Source organism: Corynebacterium zhongnanshanii, from assembly GCF_014490575.1.
In the GTDB taxonomy this organism is placed as follows: domain Bacteria; phylum Actinomycetota; class Actinomycetes; order Mycobacteriales; family Mycobacteriaceae; genus Corynebacterium; species Corynebacterium zhongnanshanii.
This window is the reverse complement of the sequence record NZ_CP061033.1, coordinates 1055721-1080456: the sequence shown is the minus strand read 5'-3', so window position 1 is coordinate 1080456 and position 24736 is coordinate 1055721. Positions and strand designations below refer to the sequence as shown.

Annotated in this window: 23 protein-coding genes; 21 read left to right on the top strand and 2 right to left on the bottom strand. The window is 61.9% G+C overall.

Going from position 1 to position 24736, the window contains the following annotated elements; all coding sequences use genetic code 11:
* Positions 1 to 69 precede the first annotated feature (69 nt).
* The 16 genes from IAU67_RS04850 (at position 70) to IAU67_RS04775 (ending at position 16026) form a co-directional block, all read left to right on the top strand.
* Positions 70 to 603, top strand: a complete 534-nt coding sequence (locus tag IAU67_RS04850) for an HIT family protein (RefSeq protein WP_151842381.1) — start codon at positions 70 to 72, stop codon at positions 601 to 603.
* Between the two features lie 3 nt (positions 604 to 606).
* The gene (gene pgsA, locus IAU67_RS04845; protein ID WP_151841604.1) at positions 607 to 1281 is read left to right on the top strand and encodes a phosphatidylinositol phosphate synthase; all 675 of its coding nucleotides are present in this window, start codon (positions 607 to 609) and stop codon (positions 1279 to 1281) included.
* A 3-nt stretch (positions 1282 to 1284) separates the two neighbouring features.
* Positions 1285 to 2229 (top strand): phosphatidylinositol mannoside acyltransferase, encoded by a 945-nt coding sequence (locus tag IAU67_RS04840; RefSeq protein WP_151841603.1) that lies wholly within the window; start codon positions 1285 to 1287, stop codon positions 2227 to 2229.
* Positions 2226 to 3377 (top strand): glycosyltransferase family 4 protein, encoded by a 1152-nt coding sequence (locus IAU67_RS04835; RefSeq protein ID WP_151841601.1) that lies wholly within the window; start codon positions 2226 to 2228, stop codon positions 3375 to 3377. Before IAU67_RS04840 ends, IAU67_RS04835 begins: the two co-directional genes overlap by 4 nt.
* Positions 3378 to 3388: 11 nt before the next feature.
* The gene (locus tag IAU67_RS04830) at positions 3389 to 3856 is read left to right on the top strand and encodes a hypothetical protein (protein WP_370451968.1); all 468 of its coding nucleotides are present in this window, start codon (positions 3389 to 3391) and stop codon (positions 3854 to 3856) included.
* Between the two features lie 68 nt (positions 3857 to 3924).
* Positions 3925 to 4806, top strand: a complete 882-nt coding sequence (locus IAU67_RS04825) for an acyl-CoA thioesterase (protein WP_187767966.1) — start codon at positions 3925 to 3927, stop codon at positions 4804 to 4806.
* A gap of 40 nt (positions 4807 to 4846) precedes the next feature.
* On the top strand, positions 4847 to 5599 hold the full coding sequence (locus tag IAU67_RS04820) for a YebC/PmpR family DNA-binding transcriptional regulator (protein ID WP_151841595.1): 753 nt from the start codon (positions 4847 to 4849) through the stop codon (positions 5597 to 5599).
* A 130-nt stretch (positions 5600 to 5729) separates the two neighbouring features.
* Complete coding sequence (gene ruvC, locus IAU67_RS04815) at positions 5730 to 6227, top strand: crossover junction endodeoxyribonuclease RuvC (protein ID WP_370451967.1); 498 nt, start codon at positions 5730 to 5732, stop codon at positions 6225 to 6227.
* A gap of 41 nt (positions 6228 to 6268) precedes the next feature.
* The gene (gene ruvA, locus IAU67_RS04810; protein ID WP_151841593.1) at positions 6269 to 6901 is read left to right on the top strand and encodes a Holliday junction branch migration protein RuvA; all 633 of its coding nucleotides are present in this window, start codon (positions 6269 to 6271) and stop codon (positions 6899 to 6901) included.
* Positions 6902 to 6910: 9 nt separating this feature from the next.
* On the top strand, positions 6911 to 8002 hold the full coding sequence (gene ruvB, locus IAU67_RS04805) for a Holliday junction branch migration DNA helicase RuvB (protein WP_151841592.1): 1092 nt from the start codon (positions 6911 to 6913) through the stop codon (positions 8000 to 8002).
* 5 nt (positions 8003 to 8007) lie between these two features.
* Positions 8008 to 8319 (top strand): preprotein translocase subunit YajC, encoded by a 312-nt coding sequence (gene yajC, locus IAU67_RS04800; protein ID WP_151841591.1) that lies wholly within the window; start codon positions 8008 to 8010, stop codon positions 8317 to 8319.
* A gap of 181 nt (positions 8320 to 8500) precedes the next feature.
* Positions 8501 to 10267, top strand: coding sequence for a protein translocase subunit SecD (gene secD, locus IAU67_RS04795; protein ID WP_225723506.1), 1767 nt, complete (start codon positions 8501 to 8503; stop codon positions 10265 to 10267).
* Positions 10267 to 11466 (top strand): protein translocase subunit SecF, encoded by a 1200-nt coding sequence (secF, locus tag IAU67_RS04790; RefSeq protein WP_151841589.1) that lies wholly within the window; start codon positions 10267 to 10269, stop codon positions 11464 to 11466. The genes secD and secF overlap by 1 nt, the downstream gene beginning before the upstream one ends.
* A gap of 59 nt (positions 11467 to 11525) precedes the next feature.
* On the top strand, positions 11526 to 13124 hold the full coding sequence (locus IAU67_RS04785) for an ABC transporter substrate-binding protein (protein ID WP_187767965.1): 1599 nt from the start codon (positions 11526 to 11528) through the stop codon (positions 13122 to 13124).
* Positions 13117 to 13692 carry an adenine phosphoribosyltransferase gene (locus tag IAU67_RS04780; RefSeq protein ID WP_151841587.1) on the top strand — a complete coding sequence of 192 codons (576 nt, stop codon included), beginning with the start codon at positions 13117 to 13119 and terminating at the stop codon, positions 13690 to 13692. Before IAU67_RS04785 ends, IAU67_RS04780 begins: the two co-directional genes overlap by 8 nt.
* 60 nt (positions 13693 to 13752) lie before the next feature.
* Positions 13753 to 16026, top strand: coding sequence for a RelA/SpoT family protein (locus IAU67_RS04775; RefSeq protein WP_151841586.1), 2274 nt, complete (start codon positions 13753 to 13755; stop codon positions 16024 to 16026).
* A gap of 68 nt (positions 16027 to 16094) precedes the next feature.
* Here IAU67_RS04775 and IAU67_RS04770 read toward each other — a convergent pair whose 3' ends face one another.
* A complete protein-coding gene (locus tag IAU67_RS04770; protein ID WP_151841585.1) occupies positions 16095 to 16982 on the bottom strand; it encodes a peptidylprolyl isomerase in 888 nt (295 codons plus the stop codon).
* A 122-nt stretch (positions 16983 to 17104) separates the two neighbouring features.
* Here IAU67_RS04770 and IAU67_RS04765 point away from each other — a divergent pair, with 122 nt between their 5' ends.
* Positions 17105 to 17782 carry an MBL fold metallo-hydrolase gene (locus tag IAU67_RS04765; RefSeq protein ID WP_151841584.1) on the top strand — a complete coding sequence of 226 codons (678 nt, stop codon included), beginning with the start codon at positions 17105 to 17107 and terminating at the stop codon, positions 17780 to 17782.
* Between the two features lie 32 nt (positions 17783 to 17814).
* Positions 17815 to 19119, top strand: coding sequence for a histidine--tRNA ligase (gene hisS, locus IAU67_RS04760; RefSeq protein WP_151841583.1), 1305 nt, complete (start codon positions 17815 to 17817; stop codon positions 19117 to 19119).
* A 78-nt stretch (positions 19120 to 19197) separates the two neighbouring features.
* On the opposite strand, the gene ypfJ is transcribed toward hisS, so the two are convergent.
* Complete coding sequence (ypfJ, locus tag IAU67_RS04755) at positions 19198 to 20145, bottom strand: KPN_02809 family neutral zinc metallopeptidase (RefSeq protein ID WP_151841582.1); 948 nt, start codon at positions 20143 to 20145, stop codon at positions 19198 to 19200.
* Positions 20146 to 20266: 121 nt separating this feature from the next.
* Between ypfJ and aspS the strand changes: the two genes are divergently transcribed.
* The 3 genes from aspS to IAU67_RS04740 are packed head-to-tail and all read left to right on the top strand — an operon-like array spanning position 20267 to position 24729.
* The gene (gene aspS / locus IAU67_RS04750; protein WP_151841581.1) at positions 20267 to 22066 is read left to right on the top strand and encodes an aspartate--tRNA ligase; all 1800 of its coding nucleotides are present in this window, start codon (positions 20267 to 20269) and stop codon (positions 22064 to 22066) included.
* 6 nt (positions 22067 to 22072) lie between these two features.
* A complete protein-coding gene (locus tag IAU67_RS04745; protein ID WP_225723441.1) occupies positions 22073 to 23341 on the top strand; it encodes a phosphotransferase in 1269 nt (422 codons plus the stop codon).
* Positions 23341 to 24729, top strand: coding sequence for a replication-associated recombination protein A (locus IAU67_RS04740; protein WP_151841580.1), 1389 nt, complete (start codon positions 23341 to 23343; stop codon positions 24727 to 24729). The genes IAU67_RS04745 and IAU67_RS04740 overlap by 1 nt, the downstream gene beginning before the upstream one ends.
* Positions 24730 to 24736: the final 7 nt, after the last annotated feature.

Genomic DNA, 24736 nt, shown 5'->3' with positions numbered 1-24736 from the left:
ACACAGCACACCAGGCACCACACTCAACTAAAGGACCACGACGTGACGGACACTTATATTGATCGCGGCATGGGGGATGAACCCCGCCGAGATGATGGGCTACTACGCTTGTGGGCTCCGTACCGCACGGCGTATATCGCCGAAAGTAGTCGCGCGGATGATCCTTTTGTGGAGCTGCCTCAGCGCAGTGATGAGGACGGCCTGATCATTGCCCGTGGGCAGACTGTGTTCTGCGTGCTCAACCTGTTTCCCTATAATCCGGGTCACATGATGGTGGTGCCGTATCGCAAGGTGGCCGATTACACGGAGCTGACCGATGAGGAGACCCTGGAGATGGCGGAGTTTACCAAGCACGCCCTCCGGACGCTGCGTGCCGTGTCCCATCCTGATGCGGTGACGGTGGGCCTGAACCTGGGTAAGGCAGCCGGGGGCAGCGTTCCCGACCATATCCATCAGCACATCGTGCCTCGCTGGGTGGGGGATGCGAACTTCATGATGGTGCTCAGTGGTACGAAGGTGTTGCCCCAGACTCTTCAGGAGACCCGAGCACTGCTGGCCGACGCATGGCCCGGCATAGCCGAGAGCGAAAGGACACACTCGTAGACCATGCTGAGCGTACATGGGAGAAAACCCGCTGCGGTGGTGGTGGAGCCTATCGCCAAGTGGCTGACCCGGATGGGACTCACCCCGAATTCGGTGACCCTCATCGGTACCGTGATTTCGGTGGCCCTGGCGTTGTGGCTGATCCCGACAGGCCATCACTTCGCCGCTGCGGTGCTCATCGGGATTACTGTGGCCACGGATATGGTCGATGGCACCATGGCGCGCTTGCGTGGCGGCGGCACGAACTTCGGCGCCACGCTGGATGCCACCTGCGACCGTATCGCAGACGGGGCGATCTTTGGGGCGCTGTGCCTGTGGTTCGCCGGGATTAACGACGCCAACGTGGTCCCGGATTACCCGCTCATGGCCGTGTGCCTGGTGATCGTGGTCGCCAGCCAGGTCACGAGCTATGTCAAGGCACGCGCCGAGGCTTCCAGTATCAAGATCGTCGGCGGTCTGGTCGAACGCCCGGAGCGGCTCATCATCTCCCTGGTGTGTTTGGGCCTTGACGGTCTAGGGGTTCCTCACGTGCTGGCATGGGGCTTGTGGGTGTTGGCCGCCGGCTCGGTGTACACGGTGGTGGAGCGGCTGGTGATCGCGTCCCGCGATCCCAAGGCTGGCGAGCACATTGCGGCGCCCGCGGGCGCCCGCACCTTCGATCACGCCGAGGACCGATAAGCCGTGGCGGATCTTCGACAACGTATCTCTGCGTGGGGTTATATCGCAGGCTGGAAGGTGACGGCGGCTCTGCCGGACCGTCTGGCTCGAGCGATGTTCAATGGGATCGCAGACCTGGCGTCGAAAAAAGGGACGCAGCCGGAGCAGCTTCGCAAGAATCTCGCGCGCGTGGTGGGGGAGGACAACGTCACGACGGACTTGATGCGCCGGAGTATGCGCAGCTACATGCGCTACTGGCGAGAGGCCTTCCGCCTTCCCACGATGGCGGGGCACGACCTGGCCAACCGCGTGAATGAGGGGTTCGTGGACAGCGGCAATGAGACCGTCCTGGAGGCCATCAAGGCAGGCCAGGGGCTTGTTCTTGTGCTGCCGCACATGGGCAACTGGGACATGGCCGGCATGTGGCTGGTGGATCGCGCGGGCCCGTTTTCCACCGTGGCGGAGCGTCTGAAGCCGGAAAGCCTGTTTGATGCTTTTGTGGAGTATCGCGAGTCCCTGGGCTTTGAGATTATTGCGCACGAGGGTACACAAGAGTCGCCCTTCCACATGCTGGAGAAGCGCCTGAACCAGGGCGGGATCGTCTGCCTCATGGGCGATCGGGACTTAAGTGGTCATGGCGTGCCCGTGCGGTTCTTTGGAGAGACCGCCTTCATGCCGCGGGGTGCCGCACTGCTTGCTCAGCGCACCGGGGCCCGTCTGATCGTGGCTGGTCTGGGCTTTGACGAGACCGCCGATGGGCACGAGCGGTGGGTGCAGCGCGTTCGCGAGATCACGAACCTGGACCGACCCGTCGAGGAGATCGTGCAGGAACAGGCCAGCATCTTCGAGGAGTTTATCTCCGCCCATCCCGCAGACTGGCACATGCTCCAACCGCTGTTTGCCGCTGACCTGTCCGACCGACGCCGTGCGCGCCTCGGACTTGATCCGGAGGGAGGGGCTCGCTCATGAAGGTGGGAATGATCTGCCCCTATTCCTTTGACGAGCCCGGTGGCGTGCAGATTCATGCGCTGGAGCTATGCCAGGAGCTCCAGCGGCGTGGCCATGAGGTGTCCCTGCTGGGGCCTGGGAAGATCCGAGGCAGCCTGCCCGACTTCGTGGAGCTGGGTGGTGCATCCATCCCGATCCGGTACAACGGGTCGGTGGCTCGGTTGAGTTTCGGCCCCCGGACGGTGCGCCGAATCCGGCGATGGATCACCGAGCAGGATCTGGATCTTCTGCACATTCACGAACCGAACTCGCCGTCCTATTCGATGCTCTCGCTGACCCAGGTCGAGGGCCCGATTGTGGCGACGTATCATGCGTCCGCCGATCAGTCGAGGCTGCTGAAGCTGGCCTTGCCTTTTCTGCGCCCGTTGCTGGATAGGATTCAAGGTGGTATCGCCGTGTCCGAGCAGGCCCGCAAGTGGCAGGTGGAGAACTTGTCGGGTGATCCGGTACTCATCCCGAACGGGGTGGACACGTCCCTATATAAGAATGCTGTTGCCCTGGACGATAAGGCTCCGGGGCGTGTGAGGATGATGTTCCTCGGGCGTTTTGAGGAACCACGCAAGGGACTGCACGTCCTGCTGGAGGCATTCCCGGAGATCGTGAAGCGCGTTCCGGAGGTGGAGTTGGTGATTGCCGGTGGTGGCTCCGTGGAGGAACTGGAAAGCCGGTTGGATTCTCTGGGCCTGACTCATTCACAGCGCGCAGGAACAGCCGCCAGCGTGCGCATCTTGGGACGTGTGAGTGATGTGGTCAAGGCGCAGGCCTTGGCGTCGAGTGACATCTACGTTGCCCCGAACACCGGCGGCGAAAGCTTCGGCATCGTCTTGGTGGAGGCGATGGCCAGTGGGACGGCCGTGTTGGCCAGCGATATTCCTGCGTTCGCGGCGGTGGGGCAGCAGGGGCATTCCGCACGGTTGTTCCGCAACGAGGACGCGCAGAGCCTGGCCGAGCAGGCGGTGGATCTTCTGAACGATGCGCAGGAGCGCCACGCGCTGGCGGCCAGGGGAGTGCTGCGCTCGGCGGACTTTGATTGGTCGACGGTGGCCACGCAGGTGGAGCAGGTGTATAACACGGTGGCGACACGGGGAAGGAAGGTGACGCTCTCATGATCACGATTCCGGTGTGGGCCTTGACCATCATAGTGTTCGCCGTGGTGGTTATTGCGGTGGCAGCCCTGATGGCGGTGGGCATGGCCAACCGCCTGAACCGGCTGCATATTCGCACGGACTCCGCCCGGCTGAGCCTGGAGGGTGCGCTGTCGGCGCGTGCGGCGGTCATCGCCGCGGTGCAGCCGGAGCTGTCCGAACAGGCAAAGGCGGCCAGCCGTGTGGTCTTGAAGGCCAGTGACATGAGCGCGCGCTCCGATGCGGAGAACGCGCTACTGACGCGACTGGACAAGGACGTGCTCACCCATCCCTCGTTCATCGAAGCAGCCACGCGGGTGGACCTTGCGGCCAGGTTTTATAACGACGCCGTCGGCGCCACGCTCACGCTTCGGCACCGTCCCGCGGTGCGCGGGTTGAAGCTCGCCGGAAGCGCGCCCTTGCCGGAATACTATGAGGCGATGGCCGCCGGAAATCCGCGGTAAATGTTTCTGCATGCGCGGAGCCCGTTACACTGTTCGTGGACAAGGTCTGGAGTCAACAGGAGAGAGTTGTGACCGAAAAGCACTACCCCCGCATCAATGATGTGTTGGATCTGGAGGCTGTGGATAAGGATATCTTCCGCGGCCAAGTGATCCCCTCGCGTTTTCAACGCACCTTCGGAGGCCAGGTGGCAGCACAGTGCTTGGTCGCCGCGACCAAGACCGTAGGGCCAGAGCACGGAGTGCACTCGCTGCACGGTTACTTCGTGGGGCCGGGGCGTCCCGATATTCCCACCGTGTACCTCGTCGACCGCATCCGCGACGGCCGAAGCTTTGTGTCCCGCAGTGTGAAGGCCGTGCAAAATGGCAAGGCGATTTTTATCATGCAGGCCAGCTTCCACGTCCGCGATGACAATGGCCCGCAGCACTCCGACTTAATGCGCACCGTCCCGGATCCTGAATCCATTACCGTGGATCCGGAAGAGTTGAGCCCCATCCAGGTGGCGATGATGGATGAGTGGAAAGATTGGGATATCCGCATCGTTCCGCAGGATCAATTCGAGCACAACAAGTACACGCCCACCCAGCAGGTGGTGTGGTTCCGTTCGAAGTCCCGCCTTCCGGATGAGGACACAGTGCATGTCTGCACGTTGGCGTACATGTCCGACATGACGCTGCTGAGCTCCGCGCTGGTTCCTCACCGTCACGAGGGCGAGTTCCAGGAAGCAAGCTTGGATCACGCGATGTGGTTCTTGAGGCCGTTTAGGGCCGACGAGTGGCTGCTCTACGACCAGATTTCGCCGTCGGCACACGCGGGTCGCGCTCTGACCCACGGCCGCATCTTTAATCAGCGGGGCGACCTGGTGGCGATGGTGACGCAGGAGGGCTTGACGCGCTACCTGAATAAAGGGCAGGTGGGAGTTCCCATTACGCTGCTCGAGCAGTCCAACTGATAGATTAGTAAGCAATTAATTCCACGAATGAAAGAGGATCATGTCCGGTCACTCAAAATGGGCAACGACCAAGCACAAGAAGGCAGCAAATGATGCCAAGCGTGGCAAGGAGTTTGCCAAGCTCATTAAGAACATCGAAGTAGCTGCACGCACGGGCGGTGGAGACCCTGCTGCGAACCCCACGCTGCAGGATGCCATCACGAAGGCGAAGAAGTCGTCCGTGCCGAACGATAACATCGAGCGCGCTCGCAAGCGTGGCTCCGGTGAAGAGGCGGGCGGCGCTGACTGGGAAACCATCATGTACGAAGGCTATGGCCCGAATGGCGTGGCTTTGCTGATCGAATGCCTGACCGATAACCGCAACCGCGCGGCCACGGACGTGCGCACCGCGGTGAACAAGAACGGTGGCAACATGGCGGATCCTGGCTCGGTGAGCTACATGTTCACCCGCAAGGGCGTGGCGATCCTGGACAAGGGGGAGTACACCGAGGACGACATCCTTATGGCTGTTCTGGATGCGGGTGCCGAAGAGGTCACGGACTTGGGCGAGAAGTTCGAGATTGTGTGCGAAGCCGCTGATATGAACGCCGTGCGTGATGCGCTGAAGGACGCCGAGATCGATTACGACTCTCTGGAGCCTGACTTCCGCGCCTCCATGGAGGTTCCTGTGGATGCTGCCACGGCGAAGAAGGTGCTGCACATCATCGATGTTCTGGAAGATTCCGATGATGTCCAGAACGTGTTTAGCAACATGAACCTCAGCGACGAGGTTCTGGCGGAGCTGGACGCATAACAGTTCCACTCCATTTTTTGGAACACCCGTGCTATATTTGGGTGCGATGAACACTTCGAGTCAGCCGCACCCTCCTCCGCGCCAGCCCGCGGGCGCCCAGGCGCCCCACGCGCCGGTGAGCATTGCTGGGATGCGCGTGATGGGAATCGACCCCGGACTTACCCGCTGCGGCCTGTCTGTGGTGCAAGCAGGTACCGGACGCACCGTGCACCCCATCGCGGTGGGTGTGGTGCGTACGCCCGCGGAGGAGGATCTAGCTCGGCGCCTCCTACGTCTGTCCAATGCAGTGGAAGAGTGGATGGACGACTACAAGCCTGATGTGGTGGCGTTGGAACGTGTTTTCGAGCGCTCTAATGTGTCCACGGTCATGAACACCGCCCACGCTTCGGGGGTTCTCATGCTTGCCGCGGCTCGCCGCGGGGTGGAGGTGTACATGTACACGCCCTCAGAAGTGAAGAAGTCCGTGAGCGGCAACGGCCGCGCCGATAAAGCCCAGATGACGGCGATGGTGACACGCATTCTGGGCTTGTCCTCGCCACCGAAACCCGCCGACGCGGCCGACGCCCTCGCGCTGGCCGTGTGCCATTGCTGGCGCGCACCGATGCATGCGCTCATAAACGATCGTTGAGCCAGCATGCATAAGTCACACAACACATTAGGAGTTGCCTCATGATCGCTTCCCTGCGCGGCACCGTCATTGATAAAGGTCTGGACTTCGCCGTGATCGAGTGTCACGGCGTGGGCTACCTCTGTTCGGCCACGCCCGAGACGCTGGCTCACCTCTCACGCGGTGAGGAGGCGTTCGTGTACACCACCATGGTGGTCCGCGAGGACGCGCAACTCCTGTTCGCCTTTTCCACTACTGACCAGCGCACCATCTTCACGCTACTGCAGACCGTCAGCGGGGTTGCGGCTAAGACGGCGCTGGGCATCATGGCGGTGGTCACCCCCGATGAGCTGGTCCGCGCGATCCGGGAATCAGACCTGAAGACCCTTCAGCGCGCCAGCGGAGTGGGGAAGAAGCTCGCCGAACGCATGGTGCTGGAGCTGCGGGACAAAGTGGGCGCCATCGCTCCCGAGGCAGCGCCCCAGAGTGCAGCCGGGGATCCCCAGTTGCCGGTCGATGTCCACGAGTCCGTCCAGGCCCAGGTCACCGAGGCGCTGGTGGGGCTCGGATTTCCCGAATCCAAGGCCTCCGCGCAGGCACAGGCCAGCATCCAGGCGTTGGTGGAGGCAGGTGCAGATCAGGTGGACGCCTCGACGGTGCTGCGCCAAGCTCTGGCTACGATGGGCACGAAGTAGGGTAGAGCTATGGGTGACGTGGAACGGACAGAGTTTAAGCTCCCGGAGCAGGAACACGCTCCCTCCGGCGGTGGTGCGAACAGCATCAATCCCGACCTCAGTGCGGGCCCCATGCCCGGCGATGGCGATGTGGAAACCTCGCTGCGCCCACGCTCCTTGGGTGAGTTCATTGGCCAGCCCAAGGTCCGGGCGCAATTGGATTTGGTTCTCGGAGGTGCGCGCAGCCGAGGCTTAAGTCCCGATCACGTGCTACTGGCAGGCCCTCCGGGACTCGGCAAAACCACCATGGCCATGATCATCGCCCAAGAGCTGGGCAGCTCCTTAAGGATGACCTCCGGTCCGGCCCTGGAGCGTGCCGGGGACTTAGCGGCGATGCTCTCCAATCTGATGGAGGGTGACGTCCTGTTCATCGACGAGATCCACCGCATCGCCCGCCCCGCCGAAGAGATGCTGTACATGGCCATGGAGGATTTCCGCATTGATGTGATCGTCGGCAAGGGGCCGGGAGCCACCTCCATCCCTCTAGAAATCGCGCCATTTACGCTGGTGGGAGCCACCACACGCGCGGGCATGCTCACCGGACCATTGCGCGATCGCTTCGGTTTTACCGCGCAGATGGAGTTCTATGACGTCTCCGACCTCACCCAGGTCGTGACCCGTGCGGCCGGGATCTTGGGCGTCGATATTCATGACGACGCCGCCGCCGAAATCGCGTCACGGTCTCGTGGAACGCCACGTATTGCCAACCGCCTGTTGCGGCGCGTGCGCGATTTTGCCGACGTCAACGCCGACGGGCGCATCACGGTAGAGATCGCTCGGGCGGCCCTGCTGGTGTTTGACGTGGACGAGGCAGGGTTGGATCGGTTGGATAAGGCCGTCCTGGAGTCCCTCATCAAGGGGCACGGCGGCGGGCCGGTCGGTGTCAACGCCTTGGCTGTGGCGGTGGGCGAGGAGCCCTCAACGGTGGAAGAGGTCTGCGAGCCCTACCTTGTCCGGGCGGGAATGATCGCGCGCACCCCGCGCGGACGCGTCGCCACGGCGGCTGCGTGGAGGCATCTGGGACTCCAACCGCCAGACGATGCCCTGGGTATGGCAAACTAGCCAGCATGGATGCATTACTTATTATTCTGATCATCGCGGTCTTTTTGGGCCTCCCACTACTGCAAATCAGGAAGCAGAACAAGAGGGTCCGCGAGATCCGCGCCTTCCAGGCCACCCTCGCCGTGGGCGATGAAGTGAAAACATCCTCCGGAATTCACGGTGTTGTGTCTGCAGTGCATGAGGCTACCGTCGAGTTGGATATCGCACCGGGTGTCACCACCACGTGGGACAAGCTGGCGATCCTCGAAAAGGTGAACGACCCCCAACCTGAGGTGCTGGAACCGGGCACTGACACGGAAAACGGCAACCCATCGTAGATTTTGAGCTGAAAAGGTCTAAGATCTTAAAGGTTCACTTACTGACACACGCCTGCCGAGTGGCAGTGACGCACAATGCTATTGGAGATTCATCGTGGCTAAGACGACAAAGGGCGACAAGAGCCGTGCAACGTCTCAGCAAAAGAACCCGGCTAAGCACCTCACCCCCAACACCTTTGAGGTGTGGCCCAAGCGTGCGCTAGCCCTGTTCTTGCTGATTGCGATTGTTGTAACCGCGCTTATTGCCTTCACAGGCAATAAGTCATTTGCCCCCAAACTGGGTATTGATCTGCAGGGAGGAACCCGCGTGACGCTGGTTCCTCAAGGTGATCAGCCCACGCAGGATCAGCTGTCGCAGGCGCGATCGATCTTGGAAAACCGCGTCAACGGCATGGGCGTGTCCGGCGCCGAAGTGGTGACCGACGGTAACAACCTGGTGATTAGCGTTCCCGGTGAGGACGCCGGCGAGGCTCGTACCTTGGGCAAGACCTCCAAGCTGAGCTTCCGGGCTGTGTCCCAACCAACCCCGCCCAGCCAGAACTTCCCCCGCGTGTTGGAGGACATGGCGAACCGCTGGGTGGAAAACGGAATCCTGACTCCTGAGGAGGCCAACGCCAAGTTGGCCCAATTCCTGCCGAACTTGGGCAAGTTGGGTATCCAAAATCCTCCCAAGGAGATGAAGGTCACGGAAAAGGCTCCCGCTGAGCCCAAGACGGACAAGGACAAGGATGCGCTGCGCGAGAAGCAGGTGCAGGTGTCCTTAAAGGATCGCCAGTCCGCAGACGCGGATGTTCAGCAGGCCGCCGCGGTATTGCTGCCATGTGACGGGCTAGATCCACTGTCCGGAGCTGATGACCTCTCCAAGCCTCTTGTGGCCTGCTCCAAGTTGGGCGCCCTGATTCTGGAGCCAGCCCCACTGCTGAAGGGGGAGACTGACGAGGAGCACGGTCGCCGCCTGGATGGTTCGATGATCGACACCAATTCTCAGATCACCGGTGGCCTGGATACACGGAGCCAGCAGATGGCGATCACCTTCCGCTTCAAGACCGGTGACGCCACCCCCGGTGGTGAAACCTGGTATGCCCTGGGCCGTGAGCAGCTACAGAAGCAGGTTGCCATCGTGTTGGACTCCGAGGTGATCTCCGCGCCACGCATCCAGTCGCCCACGCCTCCGGGTGAGACCTCCCAGATCACGGGTGACTTCCCAGAGCAAGAGGCAGTCGATATTGCCAACAACCTGAAGTACGGTGCTCTGCCCCTGAGCTTCACCGGAGAAAACGGCGAGCAGGGTGGAACTACTCAGACGATCTCGCCCACGCTGGGTGATGCGTCTCTGAAGGCTGGTCTGATCGCAGGCCTCATCGGCCTGGTGCTCGTATCCCTGTACGCCCTGGCGTACTACCGCGGCTTGGGCTTTGTGGCGATCGTGTCTCTGGTCGCCGCGTTTGCCCTGATCTACGGCTTCATCGTTCTGCTGGGCCGCTGGATTGGCTACAGCTTGGACTTGGCCGGTATCGCTGGTTTGATTATCGGTATCGGAACCACGGCGGACTCCTTCGTGATCTACTTCGAACGCATTAAGGATGAGATCAGGCAGGGCGCCACCTTCCGTTCCGCGGTGCCTCGTGCATGGACGCGCGCCCGCTCCACGATCATCACGGGTAACTTCGTGTCCCTGATCGCCGCGGTGATCCTGTACTTCCTGGCCATCGGCCAAGTGAAGGGATTCGCCTTTACGCTGGGTCTCACCACCTTCTTCGACGTGGTGATCGCGTTCCTGGTGTCCGCCCCACTGGTGATTCTGCTGTCGAAGAAACCGTTCTTCGCAAACCCGAAGGTCAACGGTCTGGGTTCTGCTTTCCGCGCCGCCGAGCGTGAGGCGCAGCGCGCTGCAGTTGCCGGAGCGACGGACACCACTGCACACACCGAGCGAAAGGACTCCGAGTAATGACTACTTCGGCTGATACTCAGAAGCTCGGCTTCTGGAACAAGGTCTACAACGGCGACGGCGATTTTCAGATTGTTCCTCATCGCAAGCGTTGGTTTACGGTGATGGGCCTGCTGTTCGTGTTCTGCGTTGCCGTCATCGGCATCCGTGGCTTCTCCCTCGGCATCGACTTTGAGGGCGGCACCCGAATCTCCATCCCACCATCAGCCACTGCCACGGAGGATCGCGTCGCGGAAGTCTTCCAGGAGGCCACCGGCATCGCGCCTCAGTCCACCACCACGGTGGGTTCCGGTAATGCGCAGGCCATTGAGGTAACCTCCGAGTTGCTCAACGAATCCCAGATTCGCCAGGTTCGTTCGGCGCTGTTTGAGGAGTTCAAGCCGACCGACGCCACCGGCCAGGAGAACCAGGACGTGATCAGTGACTCCACCGTCTCTGAATCGTGGGGTTCCTCCATCACCAAGAAGATGGTTATCGCCCTGGGCGTGTTCCTGCTGGCGGTGTTCCTCTACATTGCGCTGCGGCTTGAGCGCGACATGGCTCTGGCTGCGATCATCTGTCTGATCATGGACATGACCGTGGTCGCCGGCATCTATGCCCTGATCGGCTTCGAGGTTTCCCCAGCAACGGTGATTGGTCTGCTGACCATCCTGGCGTACTCGCTGTACGACACGGTGGTGGTCTTCGACAAGGTCCAGGAGAACACCACCGGGCTGTTCAACAGCAGGCGCTCCACGTACGAGGAGCAGGTGAACCTTGCGGTGAACCAGACCATCATGCGTTCGCTGAACACCTCCATCTTCTCCCTGGTTCCCATCGCTTCTCTGCTGATTGTGGCCGTCTACATTCTGGGCGTGGGTACCCTCAAGGACTTGGCACTGGTGCAGTTCTTCGGAGTGATCGCCGGTACCTTCAGCTCGATCTTCTTCGCCGCCGGCCTGCTGGTGTTCTTCAAGATGCGCTCGGCGAAGTACCGGAACCACGCGCAGAAGGTGCTTGAGGCACGTGCGCAGCGCGAAGACTCTCCAGCAACTGACGCAACATCCACGGAAGCAGTTCAGCAGTCGGCCGCACCCCAGGGCCGTCGAAGCGTCCAGACGCCGACGTCTCGCCCCGTGGCAACCGACGAGCATACCGACGCTGCCGGCGATCACGAGGCACTGCCAGGCGACGGAAAAACCTGGCGCCCAGGGATGTAAACCGTACAGAATCGGCACAGCTCACTCGCACAGGTCACACGGGAGGAATCATGACAACGGTGAAGAGATTCACTGCACACGCCGCACGAGTCGCAACAGCCGTGGTGGGAGGTGTGGTGATTGCCTCCGCGGGCCTGGTGGCATGCTCCTCCGGTGATGGGGACTCGGCCCGCCTGGAGAGCCTGGGCTACGTGGTCCCGAACCCCATCATGACCACGAACGCGGGAACGTCCCTCGGTGTGGCCACCGATGCCGCCAAGGTGTCCGCCCGGCTCTATCCTGGCGCATCCATCGCCGGCCCAGAGGGGCAGCTGCTGCCCAACCCCGATATCGTGACCGCCACGCGCGCCGGCGATGATCCCCGCCGCGTGGACTACGTCATTAACGACAAGGCGCAGTATTCCGATGGCCATCCCGTGGTGTGCGATGACTTCGTGCTCACCCAGGCCGCAAGCAGCGACCCCGCGCTCTTCGGATCGGATCTTCCGCTGTTCTACCAGGTAGAAAGTATTGATTGCGCGCCCGGCAATAAGCAGTTCGCGGTCCACTTCAAGGAGGGCTTCGGCAACCGCTACATGGAGCTGTTCTCTGCGGGAACGGTCATGCCGGCTCACATCGTCGCCGAGAAGGCGGAGGTGGCTGATGTAGTGAGCGCTGTGGCGTCGGAGGATCAGGAGACGAAGACCCGCATCGCCCAAGCATGGCAGGATACGTTTAACGTCACCCGCACGGACCCAGCGAGCGTGCCGACGTCCGGGCCCTACAGCGTGGCTGAGAGGGGAGAGGACGGGCACCTGAAGCTGGTGGCGAATCCGCACTATGCCGGTCCCGCGCCCGTGCAGGATCCGCTGTATGTCTACCCGAGCACCGTGGACGTGACAAAGCTGGCGGAGGACCGCGCGCTAGGCGTGGCGGATCTGGACACGGACGTTCGCCCGCAAGACGTAGGCCTGGATGGCGACGACTGGGTGGTACAGACCCCAATCTCGGAACGCGTGGATACGCTGCGACTCAGCGGCATTAACCAGCTGGAGAGCGAGGAGGCGCGCCGCGCGTTCGGGGAATGCGTGGATCGGGCCCGAATCGCCGCAGACGTGAAGAAGGCCACGGGCATGGACGTGCAACCCACGGGCCTGCGCGTGGTGCCCCCAACGCACGCGCTCGCTCCGCAGCTGCAGCCCACCAACGACGCCGCCATGGCCGTGAACCTCGACAGCGCCCGTGAGCACCTGGGCGGCCAGCAGATCCGGATCGGCTACCTGGATTCCACGCCGCGCTACAAGACCATTGTGGAGAGCATCCAGGCCAGCTGTGCGGACGCGGGAATTGAGGTGCAACCCATCGCGCTCAGCGCCGATAGCTACGGCACGCTGGGGCAGGACTACGACGTGCTGCTGGATACGCGCGGCTCCTTCGGCCGCAATTCCTCCGAAAACACCAACGTGTTCTCCCGCCTGGAGGCCATCCGCGCCTCCGAGGAGAACCTTCAGCGGGACTCCATGACCATCCCCCTGACCACCGAGCCACGCCAGATTGCCGTGGAACACCATGTGGATTATGTCACCGATAATGGATCCGACGCCGGCCTGGCATGGAATATGGATCGCTGGACCGAACAGGATCATCCTGTGGAGAGCACGGAGGATCACCATGAATAACGCGATGCTGTCCTCCCTGCGCCAGGCGCAGGGGGCATTACGGGATCTCACGCGGATTGTCCACGATTTTCCCTCCGAGGGAATCGTGTTCGAGGATCTCACGCCCGTGTTGGCTGACCCGGAGGCCTACCGGGCCATCGTGCGCGTGCTGGCGGAGTTCGCCCGCAGCCAGAACATCGACCTGATTGGCGGTTTGGATGCCCGAGGGTTCCTGCTGGGCAGCGCGGTAGCCTACGAGCTGGGCGTGGGTGTGTTGGCGATCCGCAAGGGCGGCAAGCTACCCCCGCCGGTGCATACCATCAGTTACGACCTGGAGTACGGCTCCGCGCAGTTGGAGATTCCTAGCTCTGGCATTGATCTGCGCGGCAAGCGTGTGCTGCTGGTGGACGACGTGTTGGCGACCGGTGGGACCCTGCAGGCCTCCCGCGAGTTGTTGGAGAAGGCGGGGGCTCAAGTGGCGGGCCTGGCCGTTGTGCTCGAAGTGGACGGGTTGAATGGGCGCGAGAGACTCTCCGATGTTCCGTTGTTCGTTTTGAACACTCACGAAGTATCATCGGGGGATACATAGACGTACCCCGCGACATGTGGGATTGCAGCTGACGGGCTAGAGAAGAGACGGTCACACATCATGAGCAACGAAAAGGGTTCCCTGTGGATGGCGTCGCGCATCGCGCGCAGTCTGACGGGAAGCAGCAAGCAGAAGATCAACCCTGTGATCAGCCCCTTGTTGACCGTGCACAGGCGCTTCCACCCGAAGGCCGACCCGGAGATTCTGAATCGTGCTTACGCGACGGCCGAGCGGTTGCATGAGGGGGTGCAGCGGAAATCCGGCGAGCCGTACATCACCCACCCTCTGGCTGTGGCCACCATCGCCGCGGAAATCGGCATGGACACCACCACGCTCGTGGCGGCTCTTCTTCACGACACGGTGGAGGATACCGACTACTCCCTGGATGACCTGACCCGGGACTTCGGTGAAGAAGTGGCGCGCCTGGTGGACGGCGTGACGAAGTTGGACAAGATGGTCCTGGGGTCCGCGGCAGAGGCGGAGACCATTCGCAAGATGATCGTGGCCATGGCCAACGACCCGCGTGTGCTGGTCATCAAGGTTGCAGACCGCTTGCACAACATGCGGACCATGCGCTTCTTGAAGCCCGAAAAGCAGGCAAAGAAGGCAGAGCAGACCCTTGAGGTGATCGCACCGCTGGCTCATCGCCTGGGCATGGCGACGGTGAAGTGGGAGCTGGAGGACCTGTCCTTCGCGATCCTGTACCCGAAGAAATATGAAGAGATCGTTCGGCTGGTGGCCGATCGCGCGCCGAAGCGCGACCAGTACATCCTGAAGGTGAAATCTGAGATCGAAAGCACCATGAAGCGCTCGGGCGTGGTGGCCGAGGTGGTGGGGCGGCCGAAGCACTACTGGTCGATCTACCAGAAGATGATTGTTCGCGGCCGGGACTTCGACGAGATCTTCGACCTGGTGGGTATCCGCATCCTGGTGGACTCCGTCCAGGATTGCTACGCAGCCGTGGGTGTGATCCACAGCGTGTACCAGCCCATGCCGGGCCGATTCAAGGACTACATCAGCCAGCCCCGCTTCGGTGTGTATCAGTCCTTGCACACCACGGTCATTGGACCGGATGCCAAGCCGCTGGAAATCCAGATCCGCACCCACGACATGCACCACAATGCGGAGTTCGGCATTGCCGCGCACTGGCGGTACAAGGAGACGAAGGGCAGCCACAAGGGCGATAGCGCCGAGGTGGATCAGATGGCGTGGATGCGCCAGCTTCTGGATTGGCAAAAGGAAGCCGCTGATCCGAATGAGTTCCTGGACTCCCTGCGCTATGACCTGTCCACCAACCAGATTTTTGTCTTCACCCCCAAGGGCGATGCGATCACCTTGCCGAACGGTTCCACCCCGGTGGATTTTGCCTACAGCGTGCACACCGAGATCGGGCACCGCTGTATTGGTGCCAAGGTCAACGGAAAGTTGGTGGCGCTGGAATCCAAGCTGAAGACCGGTGACAAGGTAGAGATCTTTACCTCGAAGGATAAGGACGCCGGCCCCTCGAAGGACTGGGCTAAGTTCGTGGGCTCGCCGAGGGCTCGGGCGAAGATTCGCCAGTGGTTCGCCAAGGAGCAGCGTGAAGAGGCTGCCGAAAAGGGCCGCGACTACCTCGCCGCTGAGGTACAGCGAGGAGGGTTGCGCCTGCAGAGGCTCATGACTCCGTCGACCATGCGGGCAATTGCCTCCGAGCTGCGTTACCCAGACATCGAGGCGCTCTACACGGCCATTGGACGCAACGAAGTCTCGGCCGAGCACGTCTGCAAAAACATCATCGAGATGTTCGCCGACGAGGACGAGAACGAGGTCGAGGTTTTCCAGCCGCCGCAGGCGATGCCATCGAAGAACTCGAACACCCCGCAGGAAGGACGAGGCGACGGCTCGGGAATCCTGGTTCAGGGACAGTCGGACTTCTCCGCTAAGCTGGCGAAGTGCTGCACGCCCGTTCCCGGAGATCAGATCTTCGGCTTTATCACCAAGGGCGGTGGCATTTCGGTGCACAGAACGGACTGTACCAACTCGGACAAACTGCACTTGGAGCCCGAGCGCATTATCGAGGTGTCTTGGGCAAGCACGTTCCACAACGCGGTGTTCACGGTCACGATTCAAATCGAGGGCCTCGATCACAACGGTCTGTTGGCTGAGGTCACACGCGTGGTGACGGAGCAGAAGCTGCCGATTGTGGCCACGAACTCTCACACCTCGCCCGATCGCGTGGCGATGATTCGCTTTACCTTCGAGGTCTCAGACACCAAGCAGCTGGGTTATACGATGAATCAGCTGCGCAACGTAGAAGGCGTATTTGACGTCTACCGTCTGACGTCCGGGGGATAGGACATGAACAAAAGCCGGCGCGGAGTGCGCCGGCTTTTAGTATTGCTGGGATCGGTGGTGCTGGGGTTTTAGGAGTTCAGGGTTGCGGACTCGATCTTCACCTCAGGCTCGGGAGCACCATCAGCGCCCTCCTTGACCTTGGTGTCCATGATCTTGTCCAGCGTTGCCAGGCCTTCCTCGGAGATAGTTCCGAAGACGTTGTACTTCGGCGGCAAGGTGGTGTCCTGGGTCACCAGGAAGAACTGGGAACCATTGGTGTTCTCGCCGGAGTTGGCCATGGCCAGGGTTCCACGCTGGTACGTGACAGGGGAGTTCAGGGCATCGGGCTTCACGCCATTGGTGGGGAACTCATCGTTGAAGGAGTAGCCAGGGCCGCCGGTACCGGTAGCGGATGGGTCACCACACTGCAGGATGGCCATGTTCGGACTCTTCACTGCGCGGTGGCAGACCGTGTCGTTGTAGAACTTCTCCTTCACCAGGTGTGCGAAGGAATGCGTGGTGCACGGAGACTGTGAATTGTCCAGGGTAATGTTCACATCGCCATCAGAAGTGGACAGGGTGACACTCTGGGTCCCCGTCGCAGGAACGTTCTCACCCGCAGGGCGGGAGACCTCCTTCGCAGCCTTCTCACCCGCGACGTACTCACAGGTCACGCTGTCGCCATACGGCTCCAGCGGACCCGACGGCATCGCCGCGGTCTTGACCTCCGGCTCGGTGGTGGTGGGGGAGGTGGACGAAGACTGTGCCGTTGCGTCCTCATCGTTGCTGCCTTGATATGTAGCGGCGAACCAGATGCCGCCAACAATCAGGGCCAACACAGCGACCGTGGCGAACACCACCAGCAGGGGCGCGGTTTTCGCCTGGCGCTCGCGGGACTTGATGGCCTTACTCAGCTCGGTGAGTGCCTCATCCTGACGGCGTTCGTGAGGAAGAGAGTTCTTGTCGTTGTCAGACACGGACGGTGACCTTTCGTTGAAAAGACATTCCTCTGTATTATGCCGTATCGAAGCGTCGGGCTCGACGAACACCTCCACGAAAGAGCATGAGCGCTGTATACCACGTGGAGTACAGTGGTGGCATGAATCACACTCCCATTCCCGGACTCCCAGAGACCACCGAGCTGATCGGCTTCGTGGTCGGCCCCTTCGAGACCAACTGCTTCGTCCTCATCGACCACGCCAACACCACGAGCGATGGATCAGCCTCCGCCACAGTGATCGACCCGGGCTACGGAGCAGCCGACGTGTTGGCCACGCTCTCCGAGGAGAAGAACTTCACCGTCACCAACGTGGTGCTCACCCATGGACACATCGACCACATCCGCGACGCCGGCACCCTGGGCGTGCCGGTTCAGATCCACGAACTCGACGAACCCGTCATGACGCAGGACTTAAGCGGCAGCCCCTTCGCTCCACTGTTCGACGTGGACTCCATGAGCCTTCCAGACACAGTGAGTTATCTCGAGGACACCGTAGAGATGGGCGGGACAACCTGGACCGTGCACCACATGCCCGGGCACTCCCCAGGACACGTCATGTTCCGAGTAGACGGGCTCATCATCGGAGGAGACGTGCTCTTCAAGGGCGGCATCGGACGCACCGATCTTCCCTTTAGTTCCCCAGAGGACATGGTGCTGTCGCTAAAGAAGCTGGGCGTCGAATTTAACGATGCAGACGTGGTACTCCCGGGACATGGACCGCAGACCACCATCGGTGAGGAAAAGGCCACGAATTCCTACCTGTCGTCAGTGGTCTAGCCAGCACGTGAGGGCTGCTAAGCTAAATCGCTGTGACTACTAAAGATTCTTCAGGTAAGGCATCCTCGTTCACGGCACTCAAGGCGCCCAAGGGAGTTCCGGACTATTATCCACCGGTTTCCGCGGAGTTCCACGCCATCAAGCAGGCGTTCACTACCGCAGCCCACAATGCCGGCTATGAACACATCGAATTGCCCATCTTTGAAGAAACTGCCCTGTTCGCACGCGGCGTGGGAGAGTCCACTGACGTGGTGTCCAAGGAAATGTACACATTCGCTGACCGCGGCGACCGCTCCGTCACGCTGCGCCCCGAAGGCACCGCGGGCGTGATGCGGGCCGTCATCGAGCACAACCTTGACCGAGGTCAGCTGCCGGTCAAGCTCACCTACAACGGCCCCTTCTTCCGCTACGAGCGGCCCCAAGCGGGACGCTACCGCCAACTGCAGCAGGTGGGTGTAGAGGCCATTGGCGTGGATGACCCGGCGCTGGATGCCGAGGTCATTGCCCTGGCACACCGCTGCTTTACGTCCGTGGGGCTGACGGGCTTCCGGTTGGAGCTCACCAGCCTGGGGGATTCCTCCGACCGTCCCGCATATCGGCAGAAGCTCCAGGATTTTCTGGCGACGCTGCCGCTGGACGAGGCCACCCGCCACCGCGCGCAGATCAACCCCTTGCGCGTGCTAGACGACAAGCGCCCGGAGATGCAGGAGATGCTGGCCGAGGCACCCCTGATGCTGGATCACTTGAGTGACTCCTCCCGCGAGCATTTCGAGACCGTCACCGGGCACCTGGATGACATGGGTATTGAGTACACCATCAACCCTCGCATGGTGCGCGGCCTGGATTACTACACCAAGACCTGCTTCGAGTTCGTCCACGACGGACTGGGAGCACAATCGGGTATTGGTGGCGGAGGCCGCTATGACGGACTCATGGCACAGCTGGGCGGCCAGGATCTCTCCGGCATCGGCTTTGGCCTGGGCGTGGACCGCACGCTGTTGGCGCTGAAAGCCGAGGAGGTTCAGGCGTCCACGGGCCGGCGGGTTGATGTGTTTGGCGTGGCCATGGGTGCGGAGGCTAAGCGCACGATGGTGAGCCTGGTGGATACGCTGCGTGCAGCAGGTGTTGCCACGGACATGTCCTATGGTGATCGTGGTCTGAAGGGCGCCATGAAGGGCGCCGATCGTGCTGGAGCGCTCTATGCTCTGGTGCTCGGGGATCAGGAGCTGGCCGAGGGCACCGTGGTGCTCAAGGACCTGCGCGCTCACGACCAGCGTTCGCTGCCGGTGGAATCCGTGGTCGACGAGGTGCTCCAGGGCGTGGCGCAGGAGCAGTAGCTCTGCCTTGCTTGTGCTGAGTCTTAGCCGTGGCTGCGCCGCGGCTATGTCCGCGTTAGCGGTTGAAATCCTTCGCGGTCAGCGGTTGAAGTCCTGCGCGCAGGACTTCATGGTGCCACCCTGGTAGCCGCGCATGAACCAGTTCACGCGGTCTTCGGCGGAGCCGTGAGTCCAGGCGTCGGGATCCACGTTTTGCCCTGAGTTCTTCTGGATCGCGTCATCGCCGATCGAGCGGGCGGTCGTCACGGCCTGCTCCACTTGATCCTGTGTGAGCGGATCCAACACCGCATTCGGGCCCTTATCCGCCTGGGAGGCCCACAGCCCGGCATAGCAATCGGCCTGCAGCTCGATCTTCACCGCATTGGAATCTTGACCGGGGTTGTCGTAATCGGACAGCCCCAGGGTGCCTTCCAAGTGTTGGATGTGGTGGCCCACCTCGTGCGCGGTGACGTACATCTGGGAGAACGGACCATCGGATCCGCCCATGCGCTTGAGCTGCTGGAAGAACTCTACGGGCATGTAGACAGTGTTATCGCCGGGGCAGTAGAAGGGCCCGGTCTCCGAGGCGTTGGCGCGCCCGCAGCCCGTGGACATAGGCCCTTCCGCGATCGTGAGTTCATTGCGCGTGTACTTAATGCCGGCTTCCTGGGGGAGGATCTCGCCCCAGATCCGGTCCAGGGACTCCTGGGTCGCGAGGATGCGGCAATCGTCATTGTCGTTGGCGTCCTCGAAGGTTTTGCAGTGCTCCAGTCCCGCACCAGAACGTCCCTGCGTCTGCTGGCCAGAATCCCCCACACCGGGAAGCATCCGCGCACCGCCAGAAAAGAGGAACACGGCGATCGCGAAGATGATGAGCCCTGGGATGCCGAACTTCCGCCCGATCATTCCGCCGAGCAGGCTCATGAACATACCACCGCCGCGGCGAGGTCCTCCGCCAAAACCGTTACCGAATCCGCCGGAGCCACCGGAGCCGCCCGTGGATCCTCGACTGCCGTAGTCGTTTCCCAGATTGTTATTGAAAGTCACGTGGTTGATGTTGCCATATTTTGCACGGCCGTGGGGGAAGGCTCATGTGGGATCGCTGGGGTGCGTCCGGTATGCTGAAGGGCTGAACTCAATGAATCCATATCGAAAGGGAAAGCACAAAGTGCTTCGTACTCACCTCGCGGGCGAACTCCGCGCCGAAAACATTGCTCAAGAAGTGACGCTGACCGGCTGGGTTGGCCGTCGTCGCGACCACGGAGGCGTTATCTTTATCGATCTGCGGGATCGCTCCGGCGTGGCCCAGGTGGTGTTCCGCGAGTCCGAGGTTGCCGAACGCGCGCACGGCCTGCGCAGCGAGTTCTGCATCAAGGTCACCGGAACGGTGGAGGCTCGTCCGGAGGGCTCTGCGAACCCGAACCTTGCCTCGGGTGAGATTGAGGTCAATGTCACCGAGTTGGAGATCCTCAACGAGTCCGCCGCACTGCCTTTCCAGATCGATGATCCGTCCACGGCCGGTGGCGAGGTCGGCGAGGAGACCCGCCTGAAGTACCGCTACCTGGACCTGCGCCGCAAGTCCCAGGGCGATGCCCTGCGTCTGCGTTCCAAGGTGAGCCAGGCTGCCCGCCGCGTGTTGGATGAGCATGATTTCACCGAGATTGAAACCCCCACGCTGACCCGCTCCACCCCGGAGGGTGCGCGTGACTTCCTGGTACCCGCCCGCCTGAAGCCCGGAACGTTCTACGCACTGCCGCAGTCGCCTCAGCTGTTTAAGCAGCTGCTGATGGTGGCCGGTATGGAGCGTTACTACCAGATTGCTCGCTGCTACCGCGACGAGGATTTCCGTGCGGATCGCCAGCCGGAGTTTACCCAGCTGGATGTGGAGATGAGCTTCGTCGACCAGGAGGATGTGATCTCCCTGGCCGAGGACATCCTGTCTGCCGTGTGGGAGCAGATTGGCTACACGATTCCTACCCCAATTCCACGCATTACCTACGCCGAGGCGATGCGCAAGTACGGCTCCGATAAGCCGGACCTGCGTTTCGATATTGAGATCACCGAGTGCGCCGAGTTCTTCAAGGACACGACCTTCCGTGTGTTCCAGGCCGAGTACGTGGGCGCCGTGGTCATGGAGGGTGGTGCGTCGCAGCCTCGCCGCCAGCTGGATGCGTGGCAGGACTGGGCGAAGCAGCGTGGCGCCAAGGGCCTGGCCTACATCCTGGTGGGCGAGGACGGGCAGCTCGCCGGTCCTGTTGCGAAGAATCTGACCGACGCCGAGCGCGCGGGCATCGCGGACCACGTCGGAGCGAAGCCTGGCGATTGCATCTTCTTCGCCGCCGGCGAAACGAAGGCCTCCCGCGCCCTGCTGGGTGCGGCTCGCGGTGAGATCGCCTCGAAGCTGGGCCTCATCAAGGACGGCGACTGGGCCTTCACCTGGGTGGTGGACGCACCACTGTTCGAGCCATCCGCGGACGCCACGGCCTCCGGTGACGTGGCCTTGGGCAACTCCTCCTGGACCGCCGTGCACCACGCGTTTACCTCTCCGAAGCCAGAGTTCCTGGACACCTTCGATAGCGACCCAGGTTCTGCCTTGGCCTACGCCTACGACATCGTGTGCAACGGCAACGAGATCGGTGGTGGATCCATCCGTATCCACCGCCCCGATGTTCAGGAGCGTGTCTTCAAGGTCATGGGCATCAGCCAGGAGGAAGCCCAGGAGAAGTTCGGCTTCCTGCTGGACGCCTTCGCCTTTGGCGCGCCTCCTCACGGCGGTATTGCCTTTGGTTGGGACCGCATCGTGTCCCTGCTGGGTGGTTTCGATTCCATCCGCGACGTCATCGCCTTCCCGAAGTCCGGTGGTGGAGTGGATCCATTGACCGATGCTCCTGGTGAGATTTCCGCTGCTCAGCGCAAGGAATCTGGCATTGATGCAAAGGTAAAGAACGCTCAGCACAAGAAGGCCTAGGGTGTCGTGTCTGCCTCTGAGTCCTTAATCGAGTCAACTGTTTCGGTAGCCGAAGAGCTGCTGTCCACACGCTTTGGTGGTACGGCCGAGCTGTCCAATCCGGAGGATTTGGGCGGCTCGGGCGTGGCGACGGTTCTTCGCTGCCGCGTGGCACCGAACCCGTTCCTCCAGGAGCGGTCCGTGGTCATTAAGCGCTTGCCGTTAGATACCGAGGCAGAGCCTAGCGATGGGGCAGAGGCAGCTCGTGTACGCGGTGACGAGTTGAGCCCTAACCAGGTGGCCTTGATCCGTGAAGTAGTGGCGTACCAGTACACCAACACCTTGTCCGAGGCCGCCCGGCCGGGTCCATTGTTGCTTGCGTACTCCATTGATGAGCGCGTCCTAATCCTCTCGGACGAGGGGGACGGGGAGAACTTCACAGATGTTCTCAACTACTTCTCAGACAACGACCGCCAGCAGGCGGTGCGCAAGCTGGGCAAGGCGCTGGGCCGGATGCATGCCCACACGTTTGGGGATACCGAGGCGTTCACCGTGCTCTATCGGCGCCAGTGCCACAAGCACCAATTGGACCCCGCACAGCTGGAGGAGTTCGATCTCAACATTCCCGAATTGATCCGGGGCGGTATGGGATTACTGGAGCACATTGATCCGGAGATTGATCCGGTGGTGACGGAGCTGGCAGAGCGCGCCGCGGACCATCAGCAGCGCCCGGACTTCCAGGCGTTTACACCCTTCGACTTGGCACCGGACAACATCATGCTCACGAAGAACGTGGTGTTTTTGGACTACGAGTGGGCGCGCTTCCGCGAGGTGACATTCGACGTGGCCTGCGTGATTGCGGGATTCCCTCAGGACAATTCCACTCCGGCCTTGACCGACGAGGAGGCCCGGGAGTTCCTGGCCAGCTGGCGGGCGGAAATTGCACCGTCGTGGCCAGAGATCCGTGACGATGAGACGCTGCGTACTGTCATCCTCTCGGCACTCATCGGCTGGTCCTACATGTCCCTGATGATCCTGTACTACGGCCGACTGGCCATTGATCAGCACGCCGAGGAGATCTTGAAGGGCGCAAACCTCGGGTTGGTCGAGGGTACTCATGGTCTCAAGCAGCTGGGCTCTGACCAGTTGGAAGACCTGGCGACCACTGTGGATGCCGTGCTGCGGTTCGCGGAAAACCAGCCGTGCGTGTACACCCCAGCGGTGGTGGCCTACACGGGCCGGTTGATCGCGGCGTTGAAGAGGATGGGCGCCACGCCGAAGTTCCGGGACGCCTAATGGCCGATCTGTTCTCTCCCGACGACGATGCCCCGCAGGCCTCCTCCGCTGCGGCCAACTACTTCCACCCAGGCCTCCACTCGCCCTTGGCGGTACGGATGCGCCCGCGCAGCCTCGATGAGGTGGTGGGGCAGGAAAAGGTGCTGGGTGCAGGTTCGCCGCTGCGCCGGTTGATTGAGGGGCACGGGGAGACCTCCGTGATTTTGTACGGGCCCCCGGGCACCGGGAAAACCACGGTTGCGTCTCTGATCTCCTCGGCCTCCGGCCGGCACTTCGAGTCGCTGTCCGCCCTCAACTCCGGTGTCAAGGAGGTCCGGGCTGTCATCGAGGAGGCCCGTCGGCGCCTGGTGATGGGGGAGCACACGGTACTGTTCATCGACGAGGTGCACCGTTTTTCCAAAACCCAGCAGGACGCTCTGCTGTCTGCCGTGGAAAACAGGACTGTGCTGCTTGTGGCCGCGACCACCGAGAATCCGTCCTTTTCCGTAGTCGCGCCACTGCTCTCGCGCAGCTTGCTGGTGCAGCTGGAGTCCCTGTCCGATTCAGACATCCGGACGGTGCTGCAGCGGGCGATCCACGACGAACGAGGGCTGAACGACGCCGTGGCTCTCGACGACGAGGCGCTGGACTACCTTGTGGCATTATCTGCTGGGGATGCTCGACGAAGTCTGACATACCTCGAGGCGGCGTCGGAAACAACGATCGCAGCGAGCACACGGGGGAACACAACGGACACGCCCGTTGCGGTCACGGCCGAGGATATTCGCCAGTCCATCAACCGTGCGGTGGTGCGTTATGACCGCGACGGCGATCAGCACTACGACGTGACCAGCGCGTTTATCAAGTCCATCCGAGGATCAGACCCGGACGCGGCGCTGCACTACCTGGCCCGGATGTTGGAAGCGGGGGAGGACCCGCGGTTCATTTCCCGGCGGCTGGTGATCCACGCCTCGGAGGACATTGGGATGGCCGACCCCTCGGCCCTGCAGATTGCCGTGGCCGCGCACCACGCGGTGACGTTCATCGGCATGCCGGAAGCGCGCCTCAACCTAGCCCAGGCGACCATCCACTTGGCCACCGCACCCAAGTCCAACGCGGTCATCAGCGCCATCGGTCGGGCCGTGGAGGACGTGCGCGCAGGTAAGGGCCACACCGTCCCGGTGCATCTGCGCGACGGGCACTACCAGGGGGCGAAGGACCTCGGCAACGCGGTGGGCTATAAGTACCCGCACGATGATCCCAAGGGCGTGGTCCCACAGCACTACCTGCCCGATGATCTTCAGGACGCCGTGTACTACACACCCACGCAGCACGGACACGAACGCACCATCTCCGCGCGGCTGGAGAGCCTGCGCGCGATCGTTCGTGGCTGGATACGGGGTAAATAAGGCCTTC